This is a genomic window from Paenibacillus sp. fava2, from assembly GCF_058313675.1.
Window position 1 is genome coordinate 1,319,705 of record NZ_CM177755.1, and the last position, 23,032, is coordinate 1,342,736.

At 53.1% G+C, this 23,032-nt stretch carries 25 protein-coding genes; 17 read left to right on the forward strand and 8 right to left on the reverse strand.

What is annotated here, in order from left to right:
• Positions 1 to 77: 77 nt before the first annotated feature.
• A complete protein-coding gene (locus AC4G46_RS05750; protein WP_491127082.1) occupies positions 78 to 542 on the reverse strand; it encodes a VOC family protein in 465 nt (154 codons plus the stop codon).
• Between the two features lie 101 nt (positions 543 to 643).
• Here AC4G46_RS05750 and AC4G46_RS05755 point away from each other — a divergent pair, with 101 nt between their 5' ends.
• The 7 genes from AC4G46_RS05755 to AC4G46_RS05785 all read left to right on the forward strand — a co-directional run bounded on the left by AC4G46_RS05755 (position 644) and on the right by AC4G46_RS05785 (position 6,417).
• The gene (locus tag AC4G46_RS05755) at positions 644 to 1,555 is read left to right on the forward strand and encodes a helix-turn-helix transcriptional regulator (protein ID WP_491127083.1); all 912 of its coding nucleotides are present in this window, start codon (positions 644 to 646) and stop codon (positions 1,553 to 1,555) included.
• 443 nt (positions 1,556 to 1,998) lie between these two features.
• On the forward strand, positions 1,999 to 3,843 hold the full coding sequence (gene abc-f, locus AC4G46_RS05760) for a ribosomal protection-like ABC-F family protein (protein WP_491127084.1): 1,845 nt from the start codon (positions 1,999 to 2,001) through the stop codon (positions 3,841 to 3,843).
• 60 nt (positions 3,844 to 3,903) lie between these two features.
• Positions 3,904 to 4,332, forward strand: a complete 429-nt coding sequence (locus tag AC4G46_RS05765; RefSeq protein WP_491127085.1) for a hypothetical protein — start codon at positions 3,904 to 3,906, stop codon at positions 4,330 to 4,332.
• Positions 4,333 to 4,362: 30 nt separating this feature from the next.
• On the forward strand, positions 4,363 to 4,836 hold the full coding sequence (locus AC4G46_RS05770) for a hypothetical protein (RefSeq protein WP_491127086.1): 474 nt from the start codon (positions 4,363 to 4,365) through the stop codon (positions 4,834 to 4,836).
• Between the two features lie 59 nt (positions 4,837 to 4,895).
• A complete protein-coding gene (locus tag AC4G46_RS05775) occupies positions 4,896 to 5,471 on the forward strand; it encodes an RDD family protein (RefSeq protein WP_491127087.1) in 576 nt (191 codons plus the stop codon).
• Positions 5,472 to 5,498: 27 nt separating this feature from the next.
• Positions 5,499 to 6,236: a hypothetical protein gene (locus AC4G46_RS05780; protein ID WP_491127088.1), complete on the forward strand. Its 738-nt coding sequence runs from the start codon at positions 5,499 to 5,501 to the stop codon at positions 6,234 to 6,236.
• On the forward strand, positions 6,214 to 6,417 hold the full coding sequence (locus AC4G46_RS05785; RefSeq protein ID WP_491127089.1) for a hypothetical protein: 204 nt from the start codon (positions 6,214 to 6,216) through the stop codon (positions 6,415 to 6,417). Before AC4G46_RS05780 ends, AC4G46_RS05785 begins: the two co-directional genes overlap by 23 nt.
• A gap of 69 nt (positions 6,418 to 6,486) precedes the next feature.
• Here the strand turns inward: AC4G46_RS05785 and AC4G46_RS05790 are convergent, their stop codons facing one another.
• From AC4G46_RS05790 to AC4G46_RS05800, 3 genes are read right to left on the reverse strand one after another with little or no spacing between them, the layout of a single operon-like run.
• Positions 6,487 to 8,901 (reverse strand): hypothetical protein, encoded by a 2,415-nt coding sequence (locus tag AC4G46_RS05790; RefSeq protein ID WP_491127090.1) that lies wholly within the window; start codon positions 8,899 to 8,901, stop codon positions 6,487 to 6,489.
• Positions 8,891 to 9,229 carry a hypothetical protein gene (locus AC4G46_RS05795; RefSeq protein WP_491127091.1) on the reverse strand — a complete coding sequence of 113 codons (339 nt, stop codon included), beginning with the start codon at positions 9,227 to 9,229 and terminating at the stop codon, positions 8,891 to 8,893. The genes AC4G46_RS05790 and AC4G46_RS05795 overlap by 11 nt, the downstream gene beginning before the upstream one ends.
• Positions 9,222 to 9,818, reverse strand: a complete 597-nt coding sequence (locus AC4G46_RS05800; protein ID WP_491128802.1) for an RNA polymerase sigma factor — start codon at positions 9,816 to 9,818, stop codon at positions 9,222 to 9,224. Before AC4G46_RS05800 ends, AC4G46_RS05795 begins: the two co-directional genes overlap by 8 nt.
• 234 nt (positions 9,819 to 10,052) lie before the next feature.
• Between AC4G46_RS05800 and AC4G46_RS05805 the strand changes: the two genes are divergently transcribed.
• The 3 genes from AC4G46_RS05805 (at position 10,053) to AC4G46_RS05815 (ending at position 13,417) form a co-directional block, all read left to right on the forward strand.
• Positions 10,053 to 10,739, forward strand: coding sequence for a YjgB family protein (locus tag AC4G46_RS05805; protein ID WP_491127092.1), 687 nt, complete (start codon positions 10,053 to 10,055; stop codon positions 10,737 to 10,739).
• 161 nt (positions 10,740 to 10,900) lie between these two features.
• A complete protein-coding gene (locus AC4G46_RS05810) occupies positions 10,901 to 12,052 on the forward strand; it encodes a winged helix-turn-helix domain-containing protein (RefSeq protein ID WP_491127093.1) in 1,152 nt (383 codons plus the stop codon).
• A 93-nt stretch (positions 12,053 to 12,145) separates the two neighbouring features.
• Positions 12,146 to 13,417: an MFS transporter gene (locus tag AC4G46_RS05815; RefSeq protein WP_491127094.1), complete on the forward strand. Its 1,272-nt coding sequence runs from the start codon at positions 12,146 to 12,148 to the stop codon at positions 13,415 to 13,417.
• 547 nt (positions 13,418 to 13,964) lie between these two features.
• Here AC4G46_RS05815 and AC4G46_RS05820 read toward each other — a convergent pair.
• From AC4G46_RS05820 to AC4G46_RS05830, 3 genes are all read right to left on the reverse strand, one after another.
• Positions 13,965 to 14,768 (reverse strand): TatD family hydrolase, encoded by an 804-nt coding sequence (locus tag AC4G46_RS05820; RefSeq protein WP_491127095.1) that lies wholly within the window; start codon positions 14,766 to 14,768, stop codon positions 13,965 to 13,967.
• Positions 14,761 to 15,879, reverse strand: coding sequence for a stalk domain-containing protein (locus tag AC4G46_RS05825; RefSeq protein ID WP_491127096.1), 1,119 nt, complete (start codon positions 15,877 to 15,879; stop codon positions 14,761 to 14,763). Before AC4G46_RS05825 ends, AC4G46_RS05820 begins: the two co-directional genes overlap by 8 nt.
• A 251-nt stretch (positions 15,880 to 16,130) precedes the next feature.
• Complete coding sequence (locus AC4G46_RS05830) at positions 16,131 to 16,667, reverse strand: DoxX family protein (protein ID WP_491127097.1); 537 nt, start codon at positions 16,665 to 16,667, stop codon at positions 16,131 to 16,133.
• 254 nt (positions 16,668 to 16,921) lie between these two features.
• Between AC4G46_RS05830 and AC4G46_RS05835 the strand changes: the two genes are divergently transcribed.
• From AC4G46_RS05835 to AC4G46_RS05850, 4 genes are all read left to right on the forward strand, one after another.
• The gene (locus AC4G46_RS05835; protein WP_491127098.1) at positions 16,922 to 17,338 is read left to right on the forward strand and encodes a MarR family winged helix-turn-helix transcriptional regulator; all 417 of its coding nucleotides are present in this window, start codon (positions 16,922 to 16,924) and stop codon (positions 17,336 to 17,338) included.
• A gap of 138 nt (positions 17,339 to 17,476) precedes the next feature.
• Positions 17,477 to 18,061, forward strand: coding sequence for a sigma-70 family RNA polymerase sigma factor (locus AC4G46_RS05840; protein ID WP_491127099.1), 585 nt, complete (start codon positions 17,477 to 17,479; stop codon positions 18,059 to 18,061).
• Positions 18,051 to 18,815, forward strand: coding sequence for a DUF3600 domain-containing protein (locus AC4G46_RS05845; RefSeq protein ID WP_491127100.1), 765 nt, complete (start codon positions 18,051 to 18,053; stop codon positions 18,813 to 18,815). Before AC4G46_RS05840 ends, AC4G46_RS05845 begins: the two co-directional genes overlap by 11 nt.
• 168 nt (positions 18,816 to 18,983) lie before the next feature.
• The gene (locus AC4G46_RS05850; RefSeq protein WP_491127101.1) at positions 18,984 to 19,160 is read left to right on the forward strand and encodes a Spo0E family sporulation regulatory protein-aspartic acid phosphatase; all 177 of its coding nucleotides are present in this window, start codon (positions 18,984 to 18,986) and stop codon (positions 19,158 to 19,160) included.
• 22 nt (positions 19,161 to 19,182) lie between these two features.
• Here AC4G46_RS05850 and AC4G46_RS05855 read toward each other — a convergent pair whose 3' ends face one another.
• On the reverse strand, positions 19,183 to 19,758 hold the full coding sequence (locus AC4G46_RS05855; RefSeq protein ID WP_068728215.1) for a TetR/AcrR family transcriptional regulator: 576 nt from the start codon (positions 19,756 to 19,758) through the stop codon (positions 19,183 to 19,185).
• Positions 19,759 to 19,997: 239 nt separating this feature from the next.
• Between AC4G46_RS05855 and AC4G46_RS05860 the strand changes: the two genes are divergently transcribed.
• The 3 genes from AC4G46_RS05860 (at position 19,998) to AC4G46_RS05870 (ending at position 23,032) form a co-directional block, all read left to right on the forward strand.
• On the forward strand, positions 19,998 to 21,221 hold the full coding sequence (locus AC4G46_RS05860; protein ID WP_491127102.1) for an MFS transporter: 1,224 nt from the start codon (positions 19,998 to 20,000) through the stop codon (positions 21,219 to 21,221).
• Between the two features lie 267 nt (positions 21,222 to 21,488).
• On the forward strand, positions 21,489 to 22,079 hold the full coding sequence (locus AC4G46_RS05865) for a sigma-70 family RNA polymerase sigma factor (RefSeq protein WP_491127103.1): 591 nt from the start codon (positions 21,489 to 21,491) through the stop codon (positions 22,077 to 22,079).
• The gene (locus AC4G46_RS05870) at positions 22,076 to 23,032 is read left to right on the forward strand and encodes a DUF4367 domain-containing protein (protein WP_491127104.1); all 957 of its coding nucleotides are present in this window, start codon (positions 22,076 to 22,078) and stop codon (positions 23,030 to 23,032) included. The genes AC4G46_RS05865 and AC4G46_RS05870 overlap by 4 nt, the downstream gene beginning before the upstream one ends.

Consider the following 23,032-nt stretch of genomic DNA (forward strand, 5'->3'; position numbering starts at 1 on the left):
TACGGAAGCATAATGTGCTGCCGGAAGTGCAAACAAAGACGGTTCCCGGGATTAATCCGGGAGCCGTCTTTTTACAGTTACTGTTTACTGGACATTATGTTATCAAGAAATACATCTGCGTCACTATTAAATTTCCAGTTAACTCCGAATTGATCAATAAGCATTCCAAAGCAGGAAGACCAGGGAGTTTGGGATAACGGCATGATCACAGTTCCGCCTAGAGATAAACGGTTGAAGTATTCCTCCAGCTTTTGCTTATCGTCGATGACCAGACTAATCAGGATATTATTCCCTGTCACTAGTTCACCAGTTACCGCCTTCATTGAAGGCAGAATATCCGACAGCATAATTTTTCCGCCAGTGAATGCAATGGAAGATTCCATGATCATATTTAACTCGTTTTCCGGCAGCGGGTAGTTTGGATCTTGCGGGATATCCCCAAACTTCGCTTTTTTTACTTCAATCGCGTTTAAAGCCTCCGAATAGAAACCAATCACCTGTTCAGTAATTCCATCAAAGTTCAGATAGGCAATAGCTGACATAAAACATAACCTCCTTCTTGTTATAAAGGAAGTATAGTAGATAATAGGTGACATCTTATTGTCACTGTTCTACACTGATTTTAAAAAAAAGAGGTGAGCCGGTGGAGAAGGTTGAGCGACTAATTTCGATTATTATGATCCTGTTGAAAAAGGATGTCGTCTCCAGCACAGAATTCGCGCAATTATTCAATGTCTCTAAACGAACGATTCTTCGCGATATGGAAACCTTGAGTTTATCAAACATCCCCATCTATTCAGTCAATGGAGTGTACGGGGGCTATGGTATTATTGGGGAATACAAAGTCGATAAACGTCTTTTGAGCAACTCGGATTTAGAGAATATATTAGCTGCGCTCGGAGGACTGGAACAAATCCTGATGAGCGAAGAAATTGAAAGGACGATCCGAAAAATAGAAGCCATGGTTAGCCCGTTGTCCCGGAAAGATTCCATCCGGCTTTCTTTTTATAATTGGGAAGGGCGGTCTGAGCTTCATCCAATCTTGAAGACAGTGCAGGAATCCATATTAAAGAGACGTTTGGTTTCATTTGATTATACAGATAAAGATGGCATTGCAACGAAAAGAACCGTTGAGCCCTACCAGCTGCATTTTAGCGAATCAAGCTGGTATCTCAAAGGATTCTGCTTACAGCGTATGGGATATAGAAAATTTAAATTATCCCGGATCAATCATATTCATATGAATGAACAAACGTATACTCCCAGAGATGATTTGACGGAACAAGAGCAGGAGGCAGGCTATCAGCCGGAACTGGTCGCAGTCAAGGCGTTGATTTCGCCTGGCATAAAGGATCAATTCATTGAAAGATACGGGCAAAAGAGTATCGAGTACTATGGCTCTGAGCTTTTCATGGCAACCATTTGGGTTCCATATAATAATATTGGATTTGAATTTCTGGCAGGATTCGGAACAAAACTGCACATTGTAGAGCCTGAATCATATGTTGAAGCATTCCGGAATTATATACTTGAGATATTTAATAAATACCAATAATCCAGGCACCCCGCCGGGCAAAAACAATTAAAACCGTTCTTAACCTTATCTCTGCCGCGCAGATTGTTTATATTATAAGTATTACTGATTTCGGACAATACGGAGGACACCGGCTGATGAATAACTAACACGTTTCCTATACAATGACCAGTTTACTTGTGATGTGCATAAGCACATGCCACGGGACACCTGCGAAAGGGTGTACGGTCAGGGATACGTGTGTCTGCCGGGACTCATGCGATACAGAAATTTGGCTGGCAAAAGATTGACGATGCGCCTTGAGCTATTTACAGGGGTATGTCTGTCCTGCCGCTTCTTTCCTGTACGCGGCTCCCTTCATACGTTTCCTGTACCGCAGCCTGCTGGCTGCGGTTTTTTGCTGCTGTTTCTGTAACGGATGCGGCAGTTTACCAAGGAGCTAATAAGGAAGCGGAGGAATTTATATGACTGCAATGACTATATTGAAAGCGAAGAATGTAAAAAAAGAATGGGACGGCACCCCCTTATTTGAAGGGGTATCGTTTGAAATCGCTGAAGGCGAGCGTGTCCTGCTGTTCGGCCGCAACGGCACCGGCAAAACAACCCTGCTGCAGGGCCTGCTGGGCAGGCTTGCTTTTGAAGAGGGCAGCGTCTTCTACGGCCTGGGGCGCGGGGAATGGGGAGTGCTGGATCAGCAGCTGGAGACGGATTCCGGCGTCAGCGTTATGGAATTTGTGCTGTCAGCGTCAGAGGAGCTCGCGGATCTTAAAGGCAGAATGGAGCTGCTCGCCCGCAGACTGGAAGAGACAGGTGGCACAGATGAGGAGGCTGTGGCTGAATACGGCGAGGTCTGCGACAGCTATATGCTGCTTGACGGATACGGCTGGGAAGCCAAGGCGGAAAAATGCCTCCGGCAGCTGAAGCTGGGGCCGTCACTGTGGAGCCAGCCTTACCGCCAGCTCAGCGGAGGCCAAAAGACCCGGGTCCAGCTCGCTGTGCTGCTCGCCCGGCAGCCTAAGCTGCTGGTTCTGGATGAGCCAACCAACCATCTCGACGAGGAGACGATGATCTGGCTGGAGGAGTGGGTGCGTACCTACCCCGGCACGGTGCTATATGTGTCGCATGACCGCGCTTTTATCGACCGGACTGCAACAAGTGTGCTGGAGCTGAGCCCGACAGGCTGCCGCCGCTATCCCGGAGCTTATACGCAGTACAGGGAACAGAAGGAACTGGAACTCAGAACGCTGGAGAGCCAGCACAAAAAGCAGGAGCTGGAAAAAGAAAAGCTGCTGGAGAGCATCCGCCGCTATGCCCTCTGGTTCCAGCAGGCGCATACTGCCGCCGGGCAAAATGATTTCCGGCGGGCGAAGTCGAAGAAGAACGTCTCGCGCCTGCACGCCAAGGAAGCCAGCCTGGAGCGGCTGGAGAAGAACCGGGTGGAGCTGCCGAAGGCGGCACCCCAGCTGAACATGAAGCTGGAAGGTGAAGCATTTCAGGGGGACGCGCTGCTGGCAATGGAGGACATCAGCCTGGGCTACGAAGGTGCGCCGCAGCTGCTGGAGCATTTTAATCTTACGCTTCGCCGGGGAGACCGGCTGTCCGTGCTCGGCCCGAACGGGGCCGGCAAATCCACGCTGCTGAGGCTGATTGCGGGTGCCGCACAGCCCGCCGGCGGCAGGCTGCGGCTGCATCCCCGCACGAAGATTGCCTATTTTGCCCAGGAGCTGGAGCACCTGAACCCGGAGCTGACCATCCTGGACAGCCTGCTGGAGCTGCCGGGCATGACGCAGACGGAGGCCCGGACCATTCTCGGCTGCTTCCTGTTCTGGCGGGAGGATGTGTTTAAAAGAATCGGAGACCTCAGCCTCGGCGAGAAATGCCGGGTCGCTTTTCTCCGGCTGTATTTCGGCAAGGCGAATCTGCTGGTGCTCGATGAACCGACCAACTATCTGGATATCGACACCCGGGAGCGGGTGGAAGAGGCGCTTGCCGCCTATCCCGGCGGACTGGTCATCGTCTCGCATGACCGTTATCTGCATACCAGGGTCGCTAACCGCCTGCTGAAGCTGGGACGGGGGGAGAGACCACAGTTCTTTTCCGGCACTTTTGACGAATATTATGCTAAGGAACGCAGCCGGGTGCTGACTCCGGAGGAGCAGGCCCGTGAGGGTGAAATGCAGCTGCTGCAGCTCCGGCTGGCCGGACTTATGAGCATGGAAGCTGCAGGGACAGAGGCGGAGGACCGGGAGCTGCTGGAGGAGATTTTGGCCGTACAGCAGACGATCCAGAGCAAGATAAAGGAAATCTGACAGCTGCGGAGAAGTAAATATCAGGTAAATACATGAAGTGATTGGGGGAAGCACTCTCAAATGTGGAACAAAGGAACAAAGCTGGCGGCTGCACTGCTGCTTTTGTCCAGTCTGGCGGTACCGTCAGCGTACACTTCAGCGGCGGCCAAAAACGTAAAAGTAAAGGTCACACTGGTCAGTATGGAGCTGACCGAAAACAATCATGTCGGCAATGAATGGTACACGGCAGGCTACATTAACGACAAGGAAATAAGCGAAGGCTCATCGGTCGTCCTGGAATTGAAGGCAACCGAGAGCATTGGGCTGAAGGGCTATGTGGAGGAACAGGATAAAATACCGGATAAAGGTGAGACTGTCAGCTCAATCAAAGTATCCGATGTAACCAAGCCGATAACCAAAGCGGTGAAGGTGACCGTGACGGAAAACCGCGGACGCTACTCTGGCAATACAGCAACCTGGCAATTCAAGTTTAAGGTGCAGAAGCAGTAGATATAACCTAATCCGTCAGCAGGAGGAATAATGAACACCAAACGTCTTACAGCAGTTATCGTGAGTCTGGCTGTTCTTATACTGGCGTATGTGTGGCTGCGTCCGCAATCTTTTGAGCGTGAATACAGCAGTGTGATTTATTCAGCGGATACCGGAGAGGCCAAAAGTATATTGCTCGGGCTTAAAGGTGAGATTTACAGAGGAATCCCGGGGGAGCGTAAAATGACCGGCACGCTGCTGGCGGATGGGGATCTTCATTATGAAGTTACTCTTAGGGAAAGAGGCCGCTATTATCTGGGCGTTATGTCTGAGGTAACCGGGGGTGGCAGTAAACAGACGGCAGGAATAGTAACCGTGTCACTGTCACTGGATAAGATATGGGTCATGCTGAATGATGTAAACGAGCAGTATGGCTTAAAAGAGAAGGAAGGCTACATTGCCGGTCCGGCGGATACGCTGGAGGAGGCGAAGCAGGTGGCAAGGGATATCATCGGCCTAGAGTAACGGAACAACGTAACTGGAAATAGCCTATAGTGAGACACCATACAGCAAGGGGGACTTTCATGGAGCACAGTATAACGGAACGTTTGGCGGAGAGTGACTACGCAGGCTTTTGGAAAAGAGTGCTGATCAACCTTGTGGATTTTCTGATTCTGGCGCTCCCCGTCTATTTTATCAACGGCTGGGCGGTTTCGGCGGCTGAGCGGTACCAGTCGGGAATTCCACTGTGGATACAATGGGTCCTGATCTCGCTGTTTAACATCGTACTGGTTGTCAAATACGGCGGAACCCCGGGCAGGCTGATTCTGCGGACGAAAATTGTAAATGAACAGGGAAAGTACCCTAGCTTGAAGCAGGCGGTTATCCGGTATAGTTTCCTTTTGGTCAACACCCTGCTGGCCGTCATTGTTGCCGCCGGGGACGGTACTCTGTCCAAGCTGCCTGAAGCTTATGCCAATTGGGCGCCGCTCGCCAGCGACCTGACAGGATTCCTGGCTCTGATCATTATCATCGACTGTCTGTTTATTGTATTTAGCATGCGTAACCGGGCGCTCCACGATATGATGGCCGGAACCTATGTGGTGAATCAGAGTGCGCTGCTGGATGAGGGTTACGGGGCGGGAAAAGATTACGTGTGAAGCGGGCAAGTGTGCGCTAGAGTGAGAATGAAGGGCAAAAATGCCCTTGAAATTGGCCTTGGCGGCCAGATGGGCCGAATGAAGGGCAAAAATGCCCTTGAAATTGGCCTTGGCGGCCAGATGGGCCGAATGAAGGGCGTAAATGCCCTTGAAATTGGCCTTGGCGGCCCAATGATCCAAATGAAGGGCAAAAATGCCCTTGAATTCGGCCTTGGTGGTCCAATGAGCCAAATAAAGGGCAAAAATGCCCTTGAATTCGGCCTTGGCGGCCAGATGGGCCGAATGAAGGGCAAAAATGCCCTTGAAATTGGCCTTGGCGGCCAGATGGGCCGAATGAAGGGCAAAAATGCCCTTGAATTCGGCCTTGGTGGCCAGATGAGCCGAATGAAGGGCAAAAATGCCCTTGAATTCGGCCTTGGTGGCCCAATGGGCCGAATGAAGGGCAAAAATGCCCTTGAATTCGGCCTTGGTGGCCAGATGGGCCGAATGAAGGGCAAAAATGCCCTTGAATTCGGCCTTGGCGGGCAAATGATCCAAATGAAGGGCAAAAATGCCCTTGAATTCGGCCTTGGCGGCCAGATGGGCCAAATGAAGGGCAAAAATGCCCTTGAATTCGGCCTTGGCGGCCGGATGGGCCGAATGAAGGGCAAAAATGCCCTTGAAATTGGCCTTGGCGGGCAAATGGGCCGAATGAAGGGCAAAAATGTCCTTGAATTCGGCCTTGGCGGCCAGATGGGGCCGAATGAAGGGCAAAAATGCCCTTGAAATTGGCCTTGGCGGCCCAATGAGCCGAATGAAGGTCAAAAATGCCCTTGAAATTGGCCTTGGCGGCCAGATGGGCCGAATGAAGGGCAAAACTGCCCTTGAAATTGGCCTTGGCGGCCGGATGGGCCGAATGAAGGGCAAAACTGCCCTTAAATTAACTAAAAAGACGGTCAACAGATAGCATACTGCTGATGTTGATCGTCTTTTTATGTTGCCATGCTATGCTGCCGTTTGTCCCGGCTGCGTAAGTCTAGCCAACCTCCAGGACAGCTTTAATGAATTTTTTAAGCGCCGTCGGCGTGCCTTCACCGGACCACTGCTCCAGCGCTTCATCCTGCCGGCTCATATAGGCATCCAGCTGTTCGGCCAGCAGCTTGTCAAAAGCAGCAGGCGCTTCGGCGCGTTCCGCCTGCAGCTCCATAATCAGCAGGGTCCAGCTATATCCGCTCTGGCTGAAGAGGTGCTGGGGATAACGCTTCGCCAGCTCCAGCACGGAATCCAGCGGCTGGCCCGCAGCCAGCTCGGCAGCCAGATAACTGCCGATAAAGCGGTGACTCGGGTCTGTCTCCATTGCCTGAGCCAGCTGCTGCCGGGCTTCGTCCAGCCGGCCCTGGTACATCAGGGCAACCCCGTTCAGGGAACGGTCAAAGCTGTCCGGTTCGTGACCGTTAAGCTTTAGATACAGTAAATGGTATTTGTTATAGCTGCTCCAGTCGGAGCGGTCCAGATAATAATCTGCCAGATTGAAAGCAAAATTGGCATCCGGACTCAGCTCCACCAGCTTGACTAATAAGGTCATCGCTTCATCCATGGTTCCGGCATCCCGGGAATAGGAATGCTTGGCGAACAGCAGATGAATCAGCATTTTGAGCGTATGGTCATCCTGCGGATTCTCGGCATAGTCCTTACGGTACGCTTCCAGTGCTTCTTCCAGCTTCTGATCAGCAACGAGCTTATCCGCAGCGGTCATAGTCCGTGATTTCAGATAGAAGAACGGCAGATTGCCGACCGTCTTCTCATTGAGCCGGTAGCCATTGCTGCGGGTAATAACATGACCTTGCGCATCGTAAGCATCAATGCTCCAGGAGAACCGGCTGTCCGGATTGGCAAAGCCGAGCAGGGAAGCGGGTGAAACCGACTGCCAGCCTTCCCCGCCTTCTATGGTAGAGAAGCTGGCGGTAGAGAAGCCCCCGCTGTTATATAGCTCTGTGACCGGAACTTCAACCTGATTATCCGTAATCCGCTGGCGGGTGACATTGCTTAAGAAGCTGCCTTTGTCATCGACTGTTGTTGACAGATTGTAATAGGCGGCTCCATCAACGGCCTCCCATTTGAACTGTACTGCATCACCGGTCAGCACCTGTGAGTTAACAGGTGATTGCAGCTCCAGCAGCGGCTGGAGTGTGATATCATGTGTGACCGAGCTGCCGGCCTGGAGCTCGATCCAGTCGTCCGACTGCACAGGCCAGGTCCAGCCGTCAATCTGCTCGAAGCTGAAGCCGAGCTGGATCTGATAGAATCCGGGAATCACGCCTGAGAACTGGAAACGCCCTTTAGCATCCGTAACAATCTGATACGGCTCACTGTCAGACTGCACACTATGATATAGCTCGCTTTCCGCGCGGAGGAATATACCTGCCCGGGCTACCGGGGTTCCGTCGCTTTTGGTGAGTGTGCCTGATAGGGTAGCAGGAGCATCGAAGCCCAGCTTCACAGCTTCCCGCAGCGCTGTCTGAAGCGCGACAAGCTGTTCCTCTGTGGAGGATGATGTGCTATACACCTGTTCAGCCGCATTGTTGCCAGTATCTTTGCTTCCGCCCTCTGAGCCACCGCCGTCCACGCCACCGCCATCTGCGCCATCGCCGTCCACACCGCCGGAGCCGGCAGAAGAGGAGGCGTTCTCCGGCGAACCACTGCCAGCAGGATTAAGGTCGGCATCCCGTTCAGCCCAGATCTTACGGTACTCCTCCAGTGCACTGTTAACCAGTGTAAGCGCCTCGCGGCCCTTGCCTTGTGTGAACAGCAGCCGCCCCTGCAGCCAGGCTGCTCTGGCGTCCAGTTCTGATTCGTTATACTGGACAGAGAACTCTGCCTGCTCCAGCAGCTGCCCGGCCTGAATGAACCGCCCGGCATTCAGCGCGCGCTCCGCCCGGAGCAGGGTCAGCTCGCGGGAAGCTGAAGATTTGCTGCTGAATCTTTGTGCAGCAGCAGCAATAGCCTGGTCTGCCTGATCGCCGGCATTCCCTGCCGCATCGTATTCGTAGACCAGCTGCTTAACCGCATTCTGTAGGGAATGATCAGCCGGCCCTTCCTGAACATACTCCTCCAGCAGCTTTATTCTGTCCGCGGGCAGAAGCGGAGAGACTTCCTCATCTTCCCCGATCTGGTTGACCTGGCTCATCGACCCGCCTGCGTATACGTTATACCAGTAGGTCGTATGAAAGCCGGATGGCTCCACCACCGTCTCACGGATAAGCTGCATTCGCGCACTGCCGCTGCTGGCGGCAAGCTTCTGCAGCAGCACAGTCCTGGCGTCTGCGGAAGCCTGCTGTGCCGGACTTAAGTCAGCACGGGCTGAAGGCCGGGTAAGCACAAAGGCCGTCAGCAGCGTGAGGGGAAGCAGCAGAAAAAGCACCAGATGCTTGACCCTGATTCTAATTTTCATGCTGCTTCACCGCCTGCTCGTAAAGGTCTTTCCAGTAGGTGTTACCCCCGGTTTCTATTAATTCACGCCGTTCCTGTATTTGGATCGATTGCTGTTCCTTTATTGTAATTTGCGGGGCATAGAACAGAAGAACGCCTGTCGTGAGTACTGCTGCCGCAGCACCGAGCGTCCCCAGCGGTATTTCCAGCTCCTTATTCCACAGCGCGGCTAGACGTGCCCGGAAGGTAGGCGGATGGGTCTGTTCCAGTACCCGGTCATGGCCGGAGAAGGTGACATGAGCCAGCTCTTCTTCCAGCCGTTGCCTGATTGTTTCGCGTCCGTTATCCATTATCAATGTCCTCCTTCTCCAAAATCAGCCTGAGCAGCTGCCGTCCGCGGGCAAGCCGCGATTTTACCGTGTTCTCCCTGGTCTTCAGCTGGAAGGCAATTTCCCGTACACTCATTTCATGAAAGTAATACAGGGTCAGACTTTCACGGTAGATATAGTCCAGACTCCCGATAGCATCCGTCAGCTTTACATTGTGCCACTCCGCCATAAAAAGCTCTTCCGCACCTGCAGCCGCTTCGCCTGCAGCCTCTGCCCACTGCCCGCTCTCTGCCGCCGGAAAAATACTCCGCCAGCTCCAGGTCCGCTGCTTCATCCGGCACCGGTTGACCGTAATCGCAATCAGCCAGGAACGGAGCCGGGAGGGCTCCTTAAGCTGGCCGATTTTGCCGTAAGCCTGGATGAACGCATCCTGTACGGCTTCCTCGGCAGACTGCCGGTCCCTAAGCAGCAGACAAGCCGTCCTGAGCAGCATATCCCCGTACTCATCCATTAGCTGGCGGAGAGCTGACTCATCCCTGGCCTTGATTCTCTCTATAATATCCAGACGAAGCTCCCCTCCCTTTACTAATAAGATGCGGGCTGCAGCGATATGGTTGCGTACGTAACCCTAAAATTTATTTGCTGCTGCCAAGTGGTTCGATACGGGAGGAGTTGTCCAAAATAAACTCAGCTTTCCAGCCTGTCCGTTCTGCGCGGAGCGGTACGGTACGTTCCGGCGGTGGTTTGTCTCCCCAATAGCACAGTCTGCAACCTTTATTACGTCCAGCGCGTCAATTTCATTACTTATAACCCAAGCAGTTCTATTAACCAAGGAGATGACAGCATGACAACATCGTTCAAAACCATAGCAGGAATCATGATACTGGCCAGCGCACTCGGACTTTCGGCCTGTAGTTCTTCCGGCAGCAATACCGGGAATAGTGCGACGGCCACAAACGCCCCTGTAGCTGAGGCGTCCGCGCCTGCCCAGCCGGCTGCCACTGCCAGCCCTTCGCCAGCGGCAGCTGAGCAATCTGCTCCGCCAGCAGCCACGGCAGCACCGGACACAGCAGCAGGAAACGGGGCTGCTGCAGAGGACAGTGCCGCTCAGCTCAAGGAGCTGCTGGAGCTGGCCAGACAGGGCAAGGTCCCGGGTGTGGAATATGCCGCACACAGCGGAATGATTGATGAGGTTGAGGCGGCATGGGGGGAGCCGGACATCAAAGAATCAGCCGGCAAAGGCATTTATTCCACCTACGGCGCCAAACATGTGGTTTTTGGCTCCAATAAGGGCAGCCGAATTTTTGATGTCCGTTCCAGTGCCGCTGACCTGCAGCAGCTGACGCTGAAGGAAATTGAACAGACGCTTGGCAATCCGGAGGATACTGCAGTGAACGGCAGTGACAAGATTTATATATACCAGGCCGGTAAGGAGTACCAGCTGAAATTTATTATTCCCGAAGCAACAGGCACCGTGGATCATATCTCGGTCTTTTCCGAACAGGATTCCTTTAACAATATGGCAGGCTAAAAGCAAGGAAAGAGTGAATCTGCAGGCTGAATGCGGGTTTGCTCTTTTTTTGACCCGTTAGAGGGGATTCTGCTTATTGTATGACGTTAGGGCTGGAGCGGGCGGAAGTCCGGCTGATATAATACATCCATGGATTTATCCGTGGAAAAGAGGAACTTGCGATGCAACTGAAATTAGATGGCAGCAATTTTACTGTGGCGGCCGGCGAAACGGCGATCCAGCTGCTGCCCAAGGAATTTGCGCTGCTGGAATTTATGCACAGGAATAAGGGACGTACCTTCACACGCGAACAACTGCTGGACAAGGTCTGGCCGCTGGAATATCCGGTGGAGCGGACCGTAGATGATCATATTTACCGCTTGCGCAAAAAGCTCCGCCCGTTCAGCGGCCTCACGCTTCAGACCGTAAGAGGCTCCGGCTATTGCCTGTCCCTGGAGGAAACGGCATCAGTCCCGCTGTTCAATCCGACTACCCATGACCCGGAGCTGCGCGAGGCGATGCGCGAAGTTTTCAGCAAGTTTCATGTCTACGGCCAGGGCAAATCGATGCTCAGTCTGGCCAGCCAAAAGGATACTCTGGGCTATGAGCTGGACCCCCAGGTTGCTGTAACCCTTCATTTTGTGCAGGGGGATCTCGATTGGCTTATTCATACTGAGGAGGTTCCGCTGAAGGACCGGCTGTTTCATTTGTTTGTATTTTACATGTTCACCGGAGACCCCCGAAAGAAGCTTGCTGTATGTGAGCGGATGGTTAATGCGCAGGTGATGCATGAGCGGGATCAGCTGGAGCTGGATATTCTGACGATTCTCGATCTGTTTATCCTCTCCGGTACACCGGAGCGGGCATTGGCGCGGCTCCCCGGGTCCTATCAGGCAATCTCGGAGCGTGGCTATGATAACTTTGTGCCGGTAACCATGATTACCGAGCTGTTTGCGCACCTGGCAGCAGGATCAGGAAATGATGTGCTTATGCGGCTGGATGAGGCTGTGGTGCAGATTTTGCAGGAGAAGCCCTTTTTAAGAGAAACCGGCGGCTACAAAATTGTAAAGGGACTCTGGCAGCTGCGGGAAAATCAAATGGCTGAAGCCGAGCAGCTGCTGGATGAGGGGCTTGAAGTGCTGGAGCGGTCGGGGTTTGTTCCGCTTAGCCTGTACGGCTTTTACCGGATCTACCATTACTGCCGCCTGTATTTGCCTTCGCATCCGCTGCACCGTAAATATGAACGCAGGTTTATTGAGGCGATGGAGGAGAGCGGGCTAATCCGTTATGAGCAGCCCTTGGAAAAACTGCTGCTACGGGTGATGAATGTCTAATCCCTCTGATAATGCTCTGACAATTCTCAGCTACATTTAGGTCATAAGATGACTGGTTCATCGAGACCATAAATGTACCTGGAGGAATGTCAGATGGAAGCTACATCCAAGCAGGGAACGAGCCTGCTGCATAACAAAGTCTACGTGCGCGTATACAGCGCCTTTGCCACCGCCAGCTTTGGCGACTGGTTCGATTCTCTGGCGATTCAGGTGCTGGTCGGGTACCGCTGGCAGGTCAGCCCGCTGATGCTCGCGATGATTCCCGTAGCCATTGCGCTGCCCAGCATTCTGCTTGGCTCTGTGGCCGGGGTTGCCGCCGACCGGCTGAATAAGCTGAAGCTGATGCGGGTCTGCGATCTGCTTACCGCAGTGCTGACGCTGGTGCTGCTGCTTGCCCCGAATATGTTCTGGCTGCTGCCGCTCCTGTCCTTGCGCTCAGCCATCTCAACGGTCAATGTCCCCGCCCAGCAGTCACTGACCCGCAGCATTGTCAGAGAAGACCAGCTGCTCCAGGCCTCCTCGCTGAACGGGCTGGTGAACCAGGGCTCCAAAATCGCCGGCCCGCTGCTCGGCGGACTCGCGCTCACGTTCCTTACACCCCAGTGGTGTATCGTGCTGAATGCCTTGCTGCGCGGCTGCTCTTATCTGCTGCTGCTGTCTGTGCGCAATATTGAGGCAAAAACAGAGCCTGTACAGGAAGCCGCAGAAGAAAAGGTTCCGCTGCGGACCATGTGGAAGGAAGGCTGGGGCTTCATGCTAAACAGCCGTATCCTGCTGAATATGATGCTGTACGGGCTGGCCGGGGCTCTGGCAATCCAGGTCATTGATTTTCAGTTCACCAGCCTGTTCCGGGTATATTCTCCGACAGGTGAAGCGGTGCTGGGCTGGATGGTCGCAGCTTCCGGTGTGGGTGCAGTGCTGACCATCCTTCTATTGGGCAAATTGAGCAGCGCAGTCAGCTATACATGGCGGCTGGGAATGGGCTATATGCTGATCGGCGTGTCGGTTGCCGGCCTCGGACTGCTGCAGCCGGGCGCTCCGGTTATCTGGGTGCTGCTGCTCGGCTTTATCCTGGGGGCGGGGAACGGGGCTTTTGCTGTTGCCTTCAACTATATGCTGCAAAAAGAAACCCCGCCGCACATGACCGGCCGCATCTTCGGCATCCAGAACACCGTGCTCAGCGCTGTGCTGATCATCGCCCCGCTGCTCGGCGGCCTGCTGGTGCAGTTCGCCGGACCCGGCCGTATCTTCCAGATCTTCGGCCTCATCCAGGTCGCTCTTGGACTGGCCGGCCTGCTCTTCGGCCGGGTGCTCTGGCGGGAGAAGCGGGAGACCGGGGCTGAGCGGATGGAGCAGGCAGGGTAGAGGGAGACGTTTCAAGATAGCTTAGCCTTTCCCGGACTGCTGCCGGTGCACCGCGTTGGTTAATATATGGAACACTTATTACACACTTAAGGCACGCGGGGGCAACCATCTGGATTAGTCCTGAGTCCATCCGCGCTGGTGCTCCCGGCCGGTATGCCATGCTGCTTTAACTGCACTCTGTACATCTAAAAACAGCTTTTTGAGCTGAATCAGACATGTAAGTGTATTCTGTGCAGCTATATTCTCCATTTCCCGCCGTTTTGCGGGAATGGAGCTTTTTTAGTTGTATGAACTACACTTAAAGGACTACAATAGGGCAAATCCGGCTGTTTTAGCTGCATGAAGTGCAACTATTCGCATCCCCGTCGGCCCATTGGATTACTCCATGTACCTATCGCGACGCCGTCACTTTAAATTGTATCTTTGCGGATCATTAGTGTGACTGCCAGGTGACACCAGGGAACTGAGCAGCCGTCCAGCATATCGCCTAAGTAGGAACAGGAAATAGCCCTTCGGACTTTCGGAAAAATCCGCAGGACACGACGAACTATTCTAAGCTTCCAGCACCCTCATGCAGCCGGTAAAACCGCTCTGTATTCGCGCTCAGCAGCGCTTCTGCCTGTGCAGGCGAATAGCCGTGCAGCGCACCCCAGGCTGCGGCAACATCGCGGATCATGGCCGGATGCGTAGGCCGGCCGGCAAAAGGCCCCTCAAACGGCCAAGGGCCGTCGGTTTCCGCCATAACCAGCTCCGGCGGATAGCGTTTGGCCAGGGCCTGAATCTCCGGCTCGTAGACGATATCCGGAGTGAAGGAGATATAATAGCCGCGCTGAATCATCCGGGCGACGGCCTCCTCCGGCCCTTTGAACCAGTGGAAATGGGCATCGCGGATGCCATGCTTGTCCAGCAGATCACAGACGGTCAGTGCATCCTCATAGACGGCATGCAGCACCACCGGCTTGCCAAGCCTTGCGGCTAGGCCAAGCAGGGTGTCCAGCAGCCGGACATAAGGCTCTACTGCAAAAGACCCGCCGCGCTCCAGCGCTTCGGCCCGGCTGTAGTAAGGCAGGCCGATTTCACCAACGGCCACCATGTCATCGGCGTGTTCTTCAATGAAGCGGAGCAGTGCCGCAAGCTCCGCTTCCTCCGGCAGCGGCTGCTCGGGATGATAGCCGCAGGCCGGCTTGATCAGTCCGGGAGCGCTGCGGGCCAACTCCAATGTACGGGCACAGGAGTCCAAATTCATCGAAACGGCAATCAAGCCGTCAATGCCTTGCCCCGGGAGTCCGGGCAGCATGTCCACCAGCACGGCCTGATCATACTGCTCCAGATGAATGTGGGCATCAATCATTGGCGGCCTGCTTCTTCACCGTTGCCGGATATTCATCGTATGCCTGGAACGTGACGGCTTCCGGCTCCAGTGCTTTTCCCGAAGCAGCCGGTTTGTAAATCAGCTCCAGACTGCCGATGCTCTCCAGAAAGCCGGTTGTCACGTTCACTTCAGCCTTGAGCCGTCCTTTATCTACTCTGTAGTAAGTAACTGTACCGATGCCTGCTTCTCCGCCGATATTCGGATCGTCGCTGCGGTCCGGCAGCCGCAGTTCCACCTGCGCAGGAAGGGCGCCGGCAAGCTTCAGCGAAACGAGCATATCCTTCCCGTCTGCAGTAATGCTGGAGGAGACAAGCTGGCTGGCAGCCTCCCAGGCTTCAGGTACGGCAAGCTCCTGCCAGGTCTGAGGATTAATGACGTGGATTTCCTGCTCCACAATTCCCGTTCCTGTGCCCAGTGTCAGAATAACCACGGCTTCGGGCTGCCCATCCTGATTGACATCAGCATAATAAAGCTCGGGCGGATGACTCAGATCCCGGTAGGTCTGCCACTCATATTTGTGTTTCCGTCCGTTTATCTCAAGCACATAGCCTTTATAGGCCGTTTTGTCTTTCAGGGCAGCATAAATTTTGAATTCGGGGTGATCCTCCGCGGCAGCAAGCGCTTCTGTAGGGGTACGGATCGTTGTGCTTACACTCCCGGATATAATGGATACCGAATTCTGCTCCTGATCCAGCCGGAAGTCGGCTCCGGATATAAGATTCAGCGCAGATGCCGGAATATACATGCGCCCGTTCCGCAGAATAGCCTTGCCTTCAAGCGCAGTAGAACTGCCATAGTAGAGTACAAGCTGGCTTCCTGGTTTAATCAGCGTACTGGTGCTGTCGTCGGCAATCGTCAACAGCTTTTGACGGTTATCCCATTGCAGTCTGGCAGGATAAAATTCAGTAAGAACCCGGACTGGAACATACACGATATTCTGGTTAATAAACGGATGCAAGGGGGTAAGTGCGGCTTCTCCGTCGACAATCAGTTTTAGCGGTGCAGCGGCAAACGTTTTATCTATATCAAGAGCCGAGGGGCAGGCAGCAATCAGCATTGCGGCAGCCACGCTGGCAATCCATCTTTTCATGAGTAAATCCTCCATTTATATATGCTGTTCATTAATCTGGTAAACGTAACTCTTATTAGTATAAAGCAAATTGAACGTGTGAAGGTCACTTTCTGTTAACATTGATAAGACAAGCTTGTTACGCTTTGATGGCGGCAGCCCCGGACGGGAACATATGACTGTATAATGAGCAAAAATAAACAATGCCCCGCAGAAGGACGCCGGAGCGTTGTCCTTGTCTGCGGGGCATTGCAGCATGAAGATTTATTCATTTATATGGAGCGCTTCATTCCGGGAGCAGCGGCTGCAGGCCGTAAAGCGGCAGAGTTGTCTTTTTTGTGGAACAGGCTGCGCAGGTAACCGAGTACCCAGCGGTCGAGACCGATTGCACCGGCATTCGCGGCCGATACGATGATGATGACCTCCATCAGCAGCAGCTGAACATTCGTGCTTACAGTGCCCGAGAGCAGGTATGCTGCATTCATAACGAGCCCCATCAGGGCAGCGAAGGTAGTAAAAGTACCCAGGATCAGTCCGAGACCAACCAGGAATTCACCGGCAGGAACCAGCAGATTGAAAAAATCCACATTCGGCAGAGCGGCATGCTGGAGAAAGCTTCCCCACCAGGCTTGTACGGTAGCATCCTCGCCGACGCTTTTGGCAATGGCGCCTTTCAGGAAGCCGGAAGCATCGAAGCCCCCGGTCAGCTTGTGCCAGCCGGCCTCAATCCATTGATAACCAACATATATACGAACGACAGTCAGCAGCAGCATAGCGATTTTATTAGTACGGAACCAGTTGTTAAACATGATATCCACTCCTTAAATGTATAGTATGGTTGTTTTCTCTGTGTGGTATCGGATGATCATCTTCGATGGCTTTATAATAAGTGATTTTTTTCACATTAAGTGTGATATAAATCACAATTACCGAAATAATTTTTATATCAAACTAAAATTTGAATATTTTTAAAACAAAACATAAAAAGGCTTGCACAAACTCTCCTATATGATGTAGTGAGCAGGGACTTGACACAACATTTGGTTAAAATTAACATGAGAGCATGGACGAGAACAAAATATTGGCGGTCATTGGCCGTATTCACCGGAGCGGCAACAGGTTTATTGAACGGGAGCTCAAAAAGCATAATATTCACGGCATTGCCCCCTCACATGGAGATATTCTGTATCAGCTGTTCATCCGTGAAGATATAACGATGAATCAGTTATCCAGCTCGATTGATAAGGATAAGTCTACGATTACAGCGCTGGTGGACAAGCTGGTGCGGCTGGAATATGTGAAGCGGGAGCAGGATCAGACGGACGGACGGATTTTCCGCCTGTCCCTCACGGATAAGGGCAGAGAACTGCGGCCGGTATTTGAGGAAGTGTCGGCAGCACTGCTGGCAGCGGTGTATGAGGGGTTTGACCCGGAGGAGAAGCGGCAGCTGCTCGGTTTACTGGAGCGAATCAAGCTGTAACACAGCGCTGCAGCGTAACAGGTCTACAAGAGGCATCTTCTTGTAGACCTGTTTTTTTATAGCTGCTCCAAAAAATAAACCGAACGAAATCTGCCCGGCCCGCCAATACATAGTGTAAGCCTGAAGGGGGAATGACGGATGGAGCATCCAATAGAATACTCGCAGCTCATTGAGCGGACGCTGGCCGGCAGCGCCCAAGCCTACGGTGAGCTGTATGAAGCGACGATACGGGATGTGTACAGAACCGTGCGTTTCCTTGTTTCCGAGCAGGTAAATGCTGAGGATATCGTGCAGGAAATTTATATGGAGCTGCACCGTTCGCTGGTCCGTTATGATCATTCCCGCGAGTTCAGACCATGGCTGATGGGACTGGTGATGCGGCAGATCCTTGCTTACCGCCGCAGGGGCTGGAGGTATTTCCGCCTGATCCGGCGGGCGGAGCAGGCAACCGAGCGGATGGAGCATGATTTTGCAGGAGAGGTAGTAGACAGGATCTCGAACCGTGCGCTGCTTACGGCGGTGAATCAGTTGCCGTTCAAGCTGAAGCAGGCTGTTATCCTCCACTATCTGCAGGAGTATTCCCAGGAGGAAATCGCTGCAATTCTGGAAATACCGCTGGGCACTGTTAAGTCGCGAATCCATGCTGCACTGCAGAAGCTGCGCCGGAAGCATCAGGCCGACATAATCCAGATCAGAAGGGTGGAGGATGTGCATGAGTCTTGAACAGCAGCTGCGGCAGGCACTCCGGGAGGAGGCCGGGGACTGGAGCGCTCCACCTGAGCTGAAGGACACAATCCTTAGCAGGATTACTCCGGAACAAGGGGGAAGACGCATGAAAAAATGGCTTGTCGCCACAGTAATGGCAGCCGCTTTATTGATTCCAACCGGAGCCTATGCCGGGTATACGTATCTGGCGGATTCCGTGTACGGCTCGCAGGAACATTTTATGGAGAATGGCGGAACGCTGGAAGGGTACAACAGGCTTGAAGCCAAGCTGCAGCAGGCTAAAAACAGCCTGAGCACAGAAGATTTTGCAGCGCTAACGGAACTGCTGCATGATATCGGGAGCTATAATCTGAGGATTGCCGATGACAAAGGGAACCTTCATCCGGAGCAGCTGAGCCCTACGGAGCAGGAGATGTATCAGGAATTGACGGAGAAGCTTGAGCCGTATTTCGGGAAAATAGAGAAGGAGGCACAGCCGTCTGCTTCCGGCAAATTACCTCCCCTGGACAGCGGTACCTTCTGGGAGGAGCAGCTGGCCCGGGGAGAGCAGGTTTTCAGCGGCACGGAGCTCACAGCATTCAGACAGCTGATAAACGAGCTGCAAGCTTATAATGCGGAAATTACCGACTCCGACGGCAGCATTCATCCGGACCGGCTGAGCGAAGAGGATACAGCCCGGTTTAGCCGGCTGTATGAGGAGCTTGGACCATATCTGAAGCAGCTTGGAATCATGATTAAACCAAGATCCTGAATAGGTGAAAAGGCCTCCGGTGTACACCCCGGCAGGTCTTTTCCTTGTGCAGCGCTAACAGGTAGGATGGCACATATACGGAACCTTGAATATCTATACATGATGCATTGAGCCTGCAGTCCTATAATTTGACATATACCTCTAAAATATGTACGGGAGGTAGTGCAGATGGACAAGCTCAAGATCCTGCGCAAGCAAATAGAGTACGAAAGAACCAGGCTTAATCAAATGGAACAGACCTACGGACTACTTCATCCGCGGGTAATCAGACAGTCCATGAAGCTGGATGAATTGATCAATATATATACAAGAATGGATTCAGGGGGAAATAACAGAGCAGAGTAGCTACTTACTGGGTGTGCTGCAGCTACTGTCTGATTCCCTCGAAGGCAGCGGCCGTTATCGTTTTGATATAAGCCTCATCCAGCACATCACCTGTAATCAGCAGCCTGTAAAAAATCGGCCCGTACAACAGATCAATACTGCAGCTGATATCCAGATCCGGCTTCAGCTCACCCCGCATCACTCCACGTTCCAGCAGCTCGCGGGCTTCCTGCCGCCGCGGGGCAAAAAAGCGGGTCCGGTAAGCTTCGGCCAGTCCGGCATCGGACTGGCCTTCACCGATCAGCCCGGTAATGACCATGCCCTCCCGGCTGCGCAAAAAGACCGCCAGGTTTGTCGCATGGATCTCAATATCCTCTCTTACGGAACCTGTGTCAGGCACCGGAAGGCGTGCCGTGGCTGCAGAGAGGTAGCCGTCCATGACTACCGCTGCTTTGTTAGGCCACCATTTGTAAATGGTGGCCTTGCTTACTTTTGCCCGCTCGGCAATTTTATCCACCGTCACCGCTTCAAAGCCTGTTTCCAGCAGCAGCTCATAGGATGCAGCCAGAATCGCCGCCTCTGCTTCGTTGTTGCGCGGGCGTCCTCTTTTTTTATCCATCAAAATGACCTCCTGATTCATAATCAGCTCAAGTACAGCATTGGGCACAAAACTAAACTATACGTTCATTATACAAAACATCGTGAGAAAATAGCCAATCTTAAAGGTGGAGCAGCAGAATTATGGCGGAGACGAAAATATTTAGTCTGCCTATTTACAAAACTGAACGTTCAGTATATTATATATCCATAATTAATAAACTAAACGTTCAGTATTTAAAAGTGAAAGGTGGAGTTAATATGAATCAGGTAAGTCAAATCAACGGGGTAACCGGGGCGAAGAAGGCTGCGGAGAGCGCAGCAATGCCCGGCTGGATTACCTTTCTGCTGGCAGCTTCCTGCGGACTTATTGTGGCCAATCTGTATTATGCCCAGACACTGGTCGGACCGATCGCCGCAGCAACTCACCTGTCCTCCGGAGCAGCGGGGCTGATTGTCACTCTGACACAGATCGGCTATGTAATCGGACTGTTGTTCGTTGTTCCGCTCAGTGATATTATCGAAAACCGCCGGCTGACTGTAATCTCACTCATCGTTGTTGTGGCGGCACTGGTTGCGGCTACACTCGCTCGAAGTGCAGTGCTGTTCCTGAGCGCTTCCCTGTTCATCGGGCTCGGCTCGGTGGCTGCCCAGATTCTTGTGCCGTATGCTTCCTTCCTTGCTGCTGAAGAACACCGCGGACGGGTAGTAGGCAATGTAATGAGCGGGCTGCTGCTCGGCATCATGTTCGCCCGTCCGCTGGCCAGCTTCGTCTCGGGGCTCTGGGGCTGGCACGCCATTTATGCCATTTCAGCTGTTATTATTGCCCTGCTTACTCTTCTTCTGTCCAGAGTGCTGCCACAGCGCCAGCCGGTTCCGGCTATGAACTACGGCGGGCTGATCCGCTCCCTGGGAACGCTGCTGATGAATACACCTGTGCTGCGCCGCCGGGCAATCTATCAGGCCAGCCTGTTTGGAACATTCAGCCTGTTCTGGACGACCGTTTCACTGCGGCTGGCCGATACGTATCACCTGTCCCAGCAGGGGATTGCCTTGTTTGCCCTGGCCGGTGTTGCCGGAGCCGTTGCTTCACCGATTGCCGGAAGACTGGCTGACAAGGGCTGGACCCGTCCGCTGACCGGGCTCGCTTTTCTGCTTGCCGGGGGTGCCTTCCTGATCGCTTACCTGTTCCGCAGTGATTCTGCAGTCACACTGGGTCTGCTCGTTGCCGCAGCTATCCTGCTGGATATGGGCGTATCTGGGAATCTGGTACTGGGCCAGCGGGCGATATACTCCCTGGGCAATGAAGCCAGAGGGCGCCTGAACGGATTGTTTATGGCTATCTTCTTCATTGGCGGAGCGATTGGCTCATCCCTGGGGGGCTGGGCATATGCCTACGGAGGCTGGGAATTGACCTCGCTAATCGGTATTGCCGTACCGGCTCTGGCTTTCGTATATTACCTGACCGAGAAGAAGCAGGCGTAAGCTGATTATTTGACAGGCATTGAATAAGAAACGGAGAGCTGCTCATCAGGCCGGATTTTGCCGGCCCGGCGGGCGGCTTTTTGCTGTACCGGTAATAGTGCAACATAATCCGCATACAAACGGTCCGTCAGTAAGGGATACTGGAGTTGAATGTTCATCCGGACGGAATTTTTGCAGGGCTTGTAATGAAAACCCATTATCCGCGTATTAGCTGGGGTAAATCACTTGGCCCGGTGAATTTGCTTAAGAAAGGAGAGCCTGAGAGAGATGCAAGAGCGCGCATTGCTGCAATCGTTTTGGCACACGAGAGTGAAGGAAGAAGACCCCGCTGCTGCGGCCGTTAGTGCAGATACGGGCAGGGTGTTCACTTCCGTTTTTGAAGACTATTATTCGAGGATATTCAACTATACCGCTTACCGCGTCAGCTGCCGTTATACGGCGGAGGACCTGACCAGCCAGGTTTTTGAAAAAACCTGGTCCAAGCTGCACAGCTACTCCCCGGACAAAGCACCCTTTGAGGTGTGGCTGTTCGCCATCGCCAGAAATGTCGTGAACGATCATTACCGCAGCCGGAAGAGAAATCTGTTTTTTCCGCTGGAGGCGGTCCGGGAGCTGGTATCGGGCAAAAAAACGCCGGACGAGCAGCTGCTGGAAGGGGAGCGCAACAACCGGCTGGGCATGGCACTGGATGCTTTATCAGCTAAGGAGCGGAATATTGTCGCGCTGAAATTTGGTGCAGATCTGAAAAATACAGAGATCGCCAGCCTAACCGGCATGTCCGAGAGCAACGTCGGCGTGATTCTGTACCGGAGCATGAAAAAGCTGAAGGCTGAAATAGGGAGCGTGGAGCAGCTATGAAAAAAGACAATGTACAGGAGTTTGCAAAGGCTGTTGATGACGGTGTGCATTTGAACAATGCTCCGGACTGGAGCGGACCGCAGGAATCACTTGAGCTGCTTGAGCTGGGCCGGGCGCTGGCCGGACAGGATTACAGCAAGGCTCATAAGGCGGCAGTGCTTGCCAAAGTGCAGAGCCGTACCCAACTTAAACAGGAGGCACAACAAATGAAAATAAAAACAGGGTGGAAACGCCCGGCCATGATAATGGCATCCCTTTTGGTGGCCGGTGCGCTGAGCGTCAGCTTCGTCAAGCCGTCATATGCCCAGGAGCTTCTGGGCAGAGTGCTGCAGAGCATTAACCTCGGCAACATTATTGCCCATGAGATGGATACAACGCAGATTCCCGATTTTCCAAAGGAATGGGAGGGCAAGCTGTTCGACAAGGACGGTAACGTAATCACTTCTGATTCGCTCAAAGTTGATGAGATTTATAATGCCGCCGGAGAGCAGATTGTTAATTTTGACGGGGATAAGCTGATTACCAAAAGTGAACAAGAGCGGCTCGATAAAGAAGCGGCAGAACGTATAGTGGCCGTGAAGAGCCGGGCGGAGCTGGACCAATATGCGATGTTCAAGGTTAAGCTGCCGGAGTATCTGCCGGAGGGATTTGCTTTTGACCGGGGGGAATTCTCTAAGTCGGAGGAAGGCGTTAACGGCAAGTATCTGGATCTGTTCTTTAGCAGTGAGCATGAAGGGCAGGACCTCAAAATGCAGTTCCGTTATTCCGACAAGGAAACGGCCTACGAAATGTCTTTCGACGGTAAAGTAGAACCGGTAAAGCTTAACGGTGTTGACGCTGTAATGATGGATGACCGGAATTTGGATTGGGAAGCTGATGGCGTGTTGTACAATTTTGTAACTCACGGGCTGGAGCGGGACGAGGTGCTGAAGATCGCCGAATCACTCCGTTAA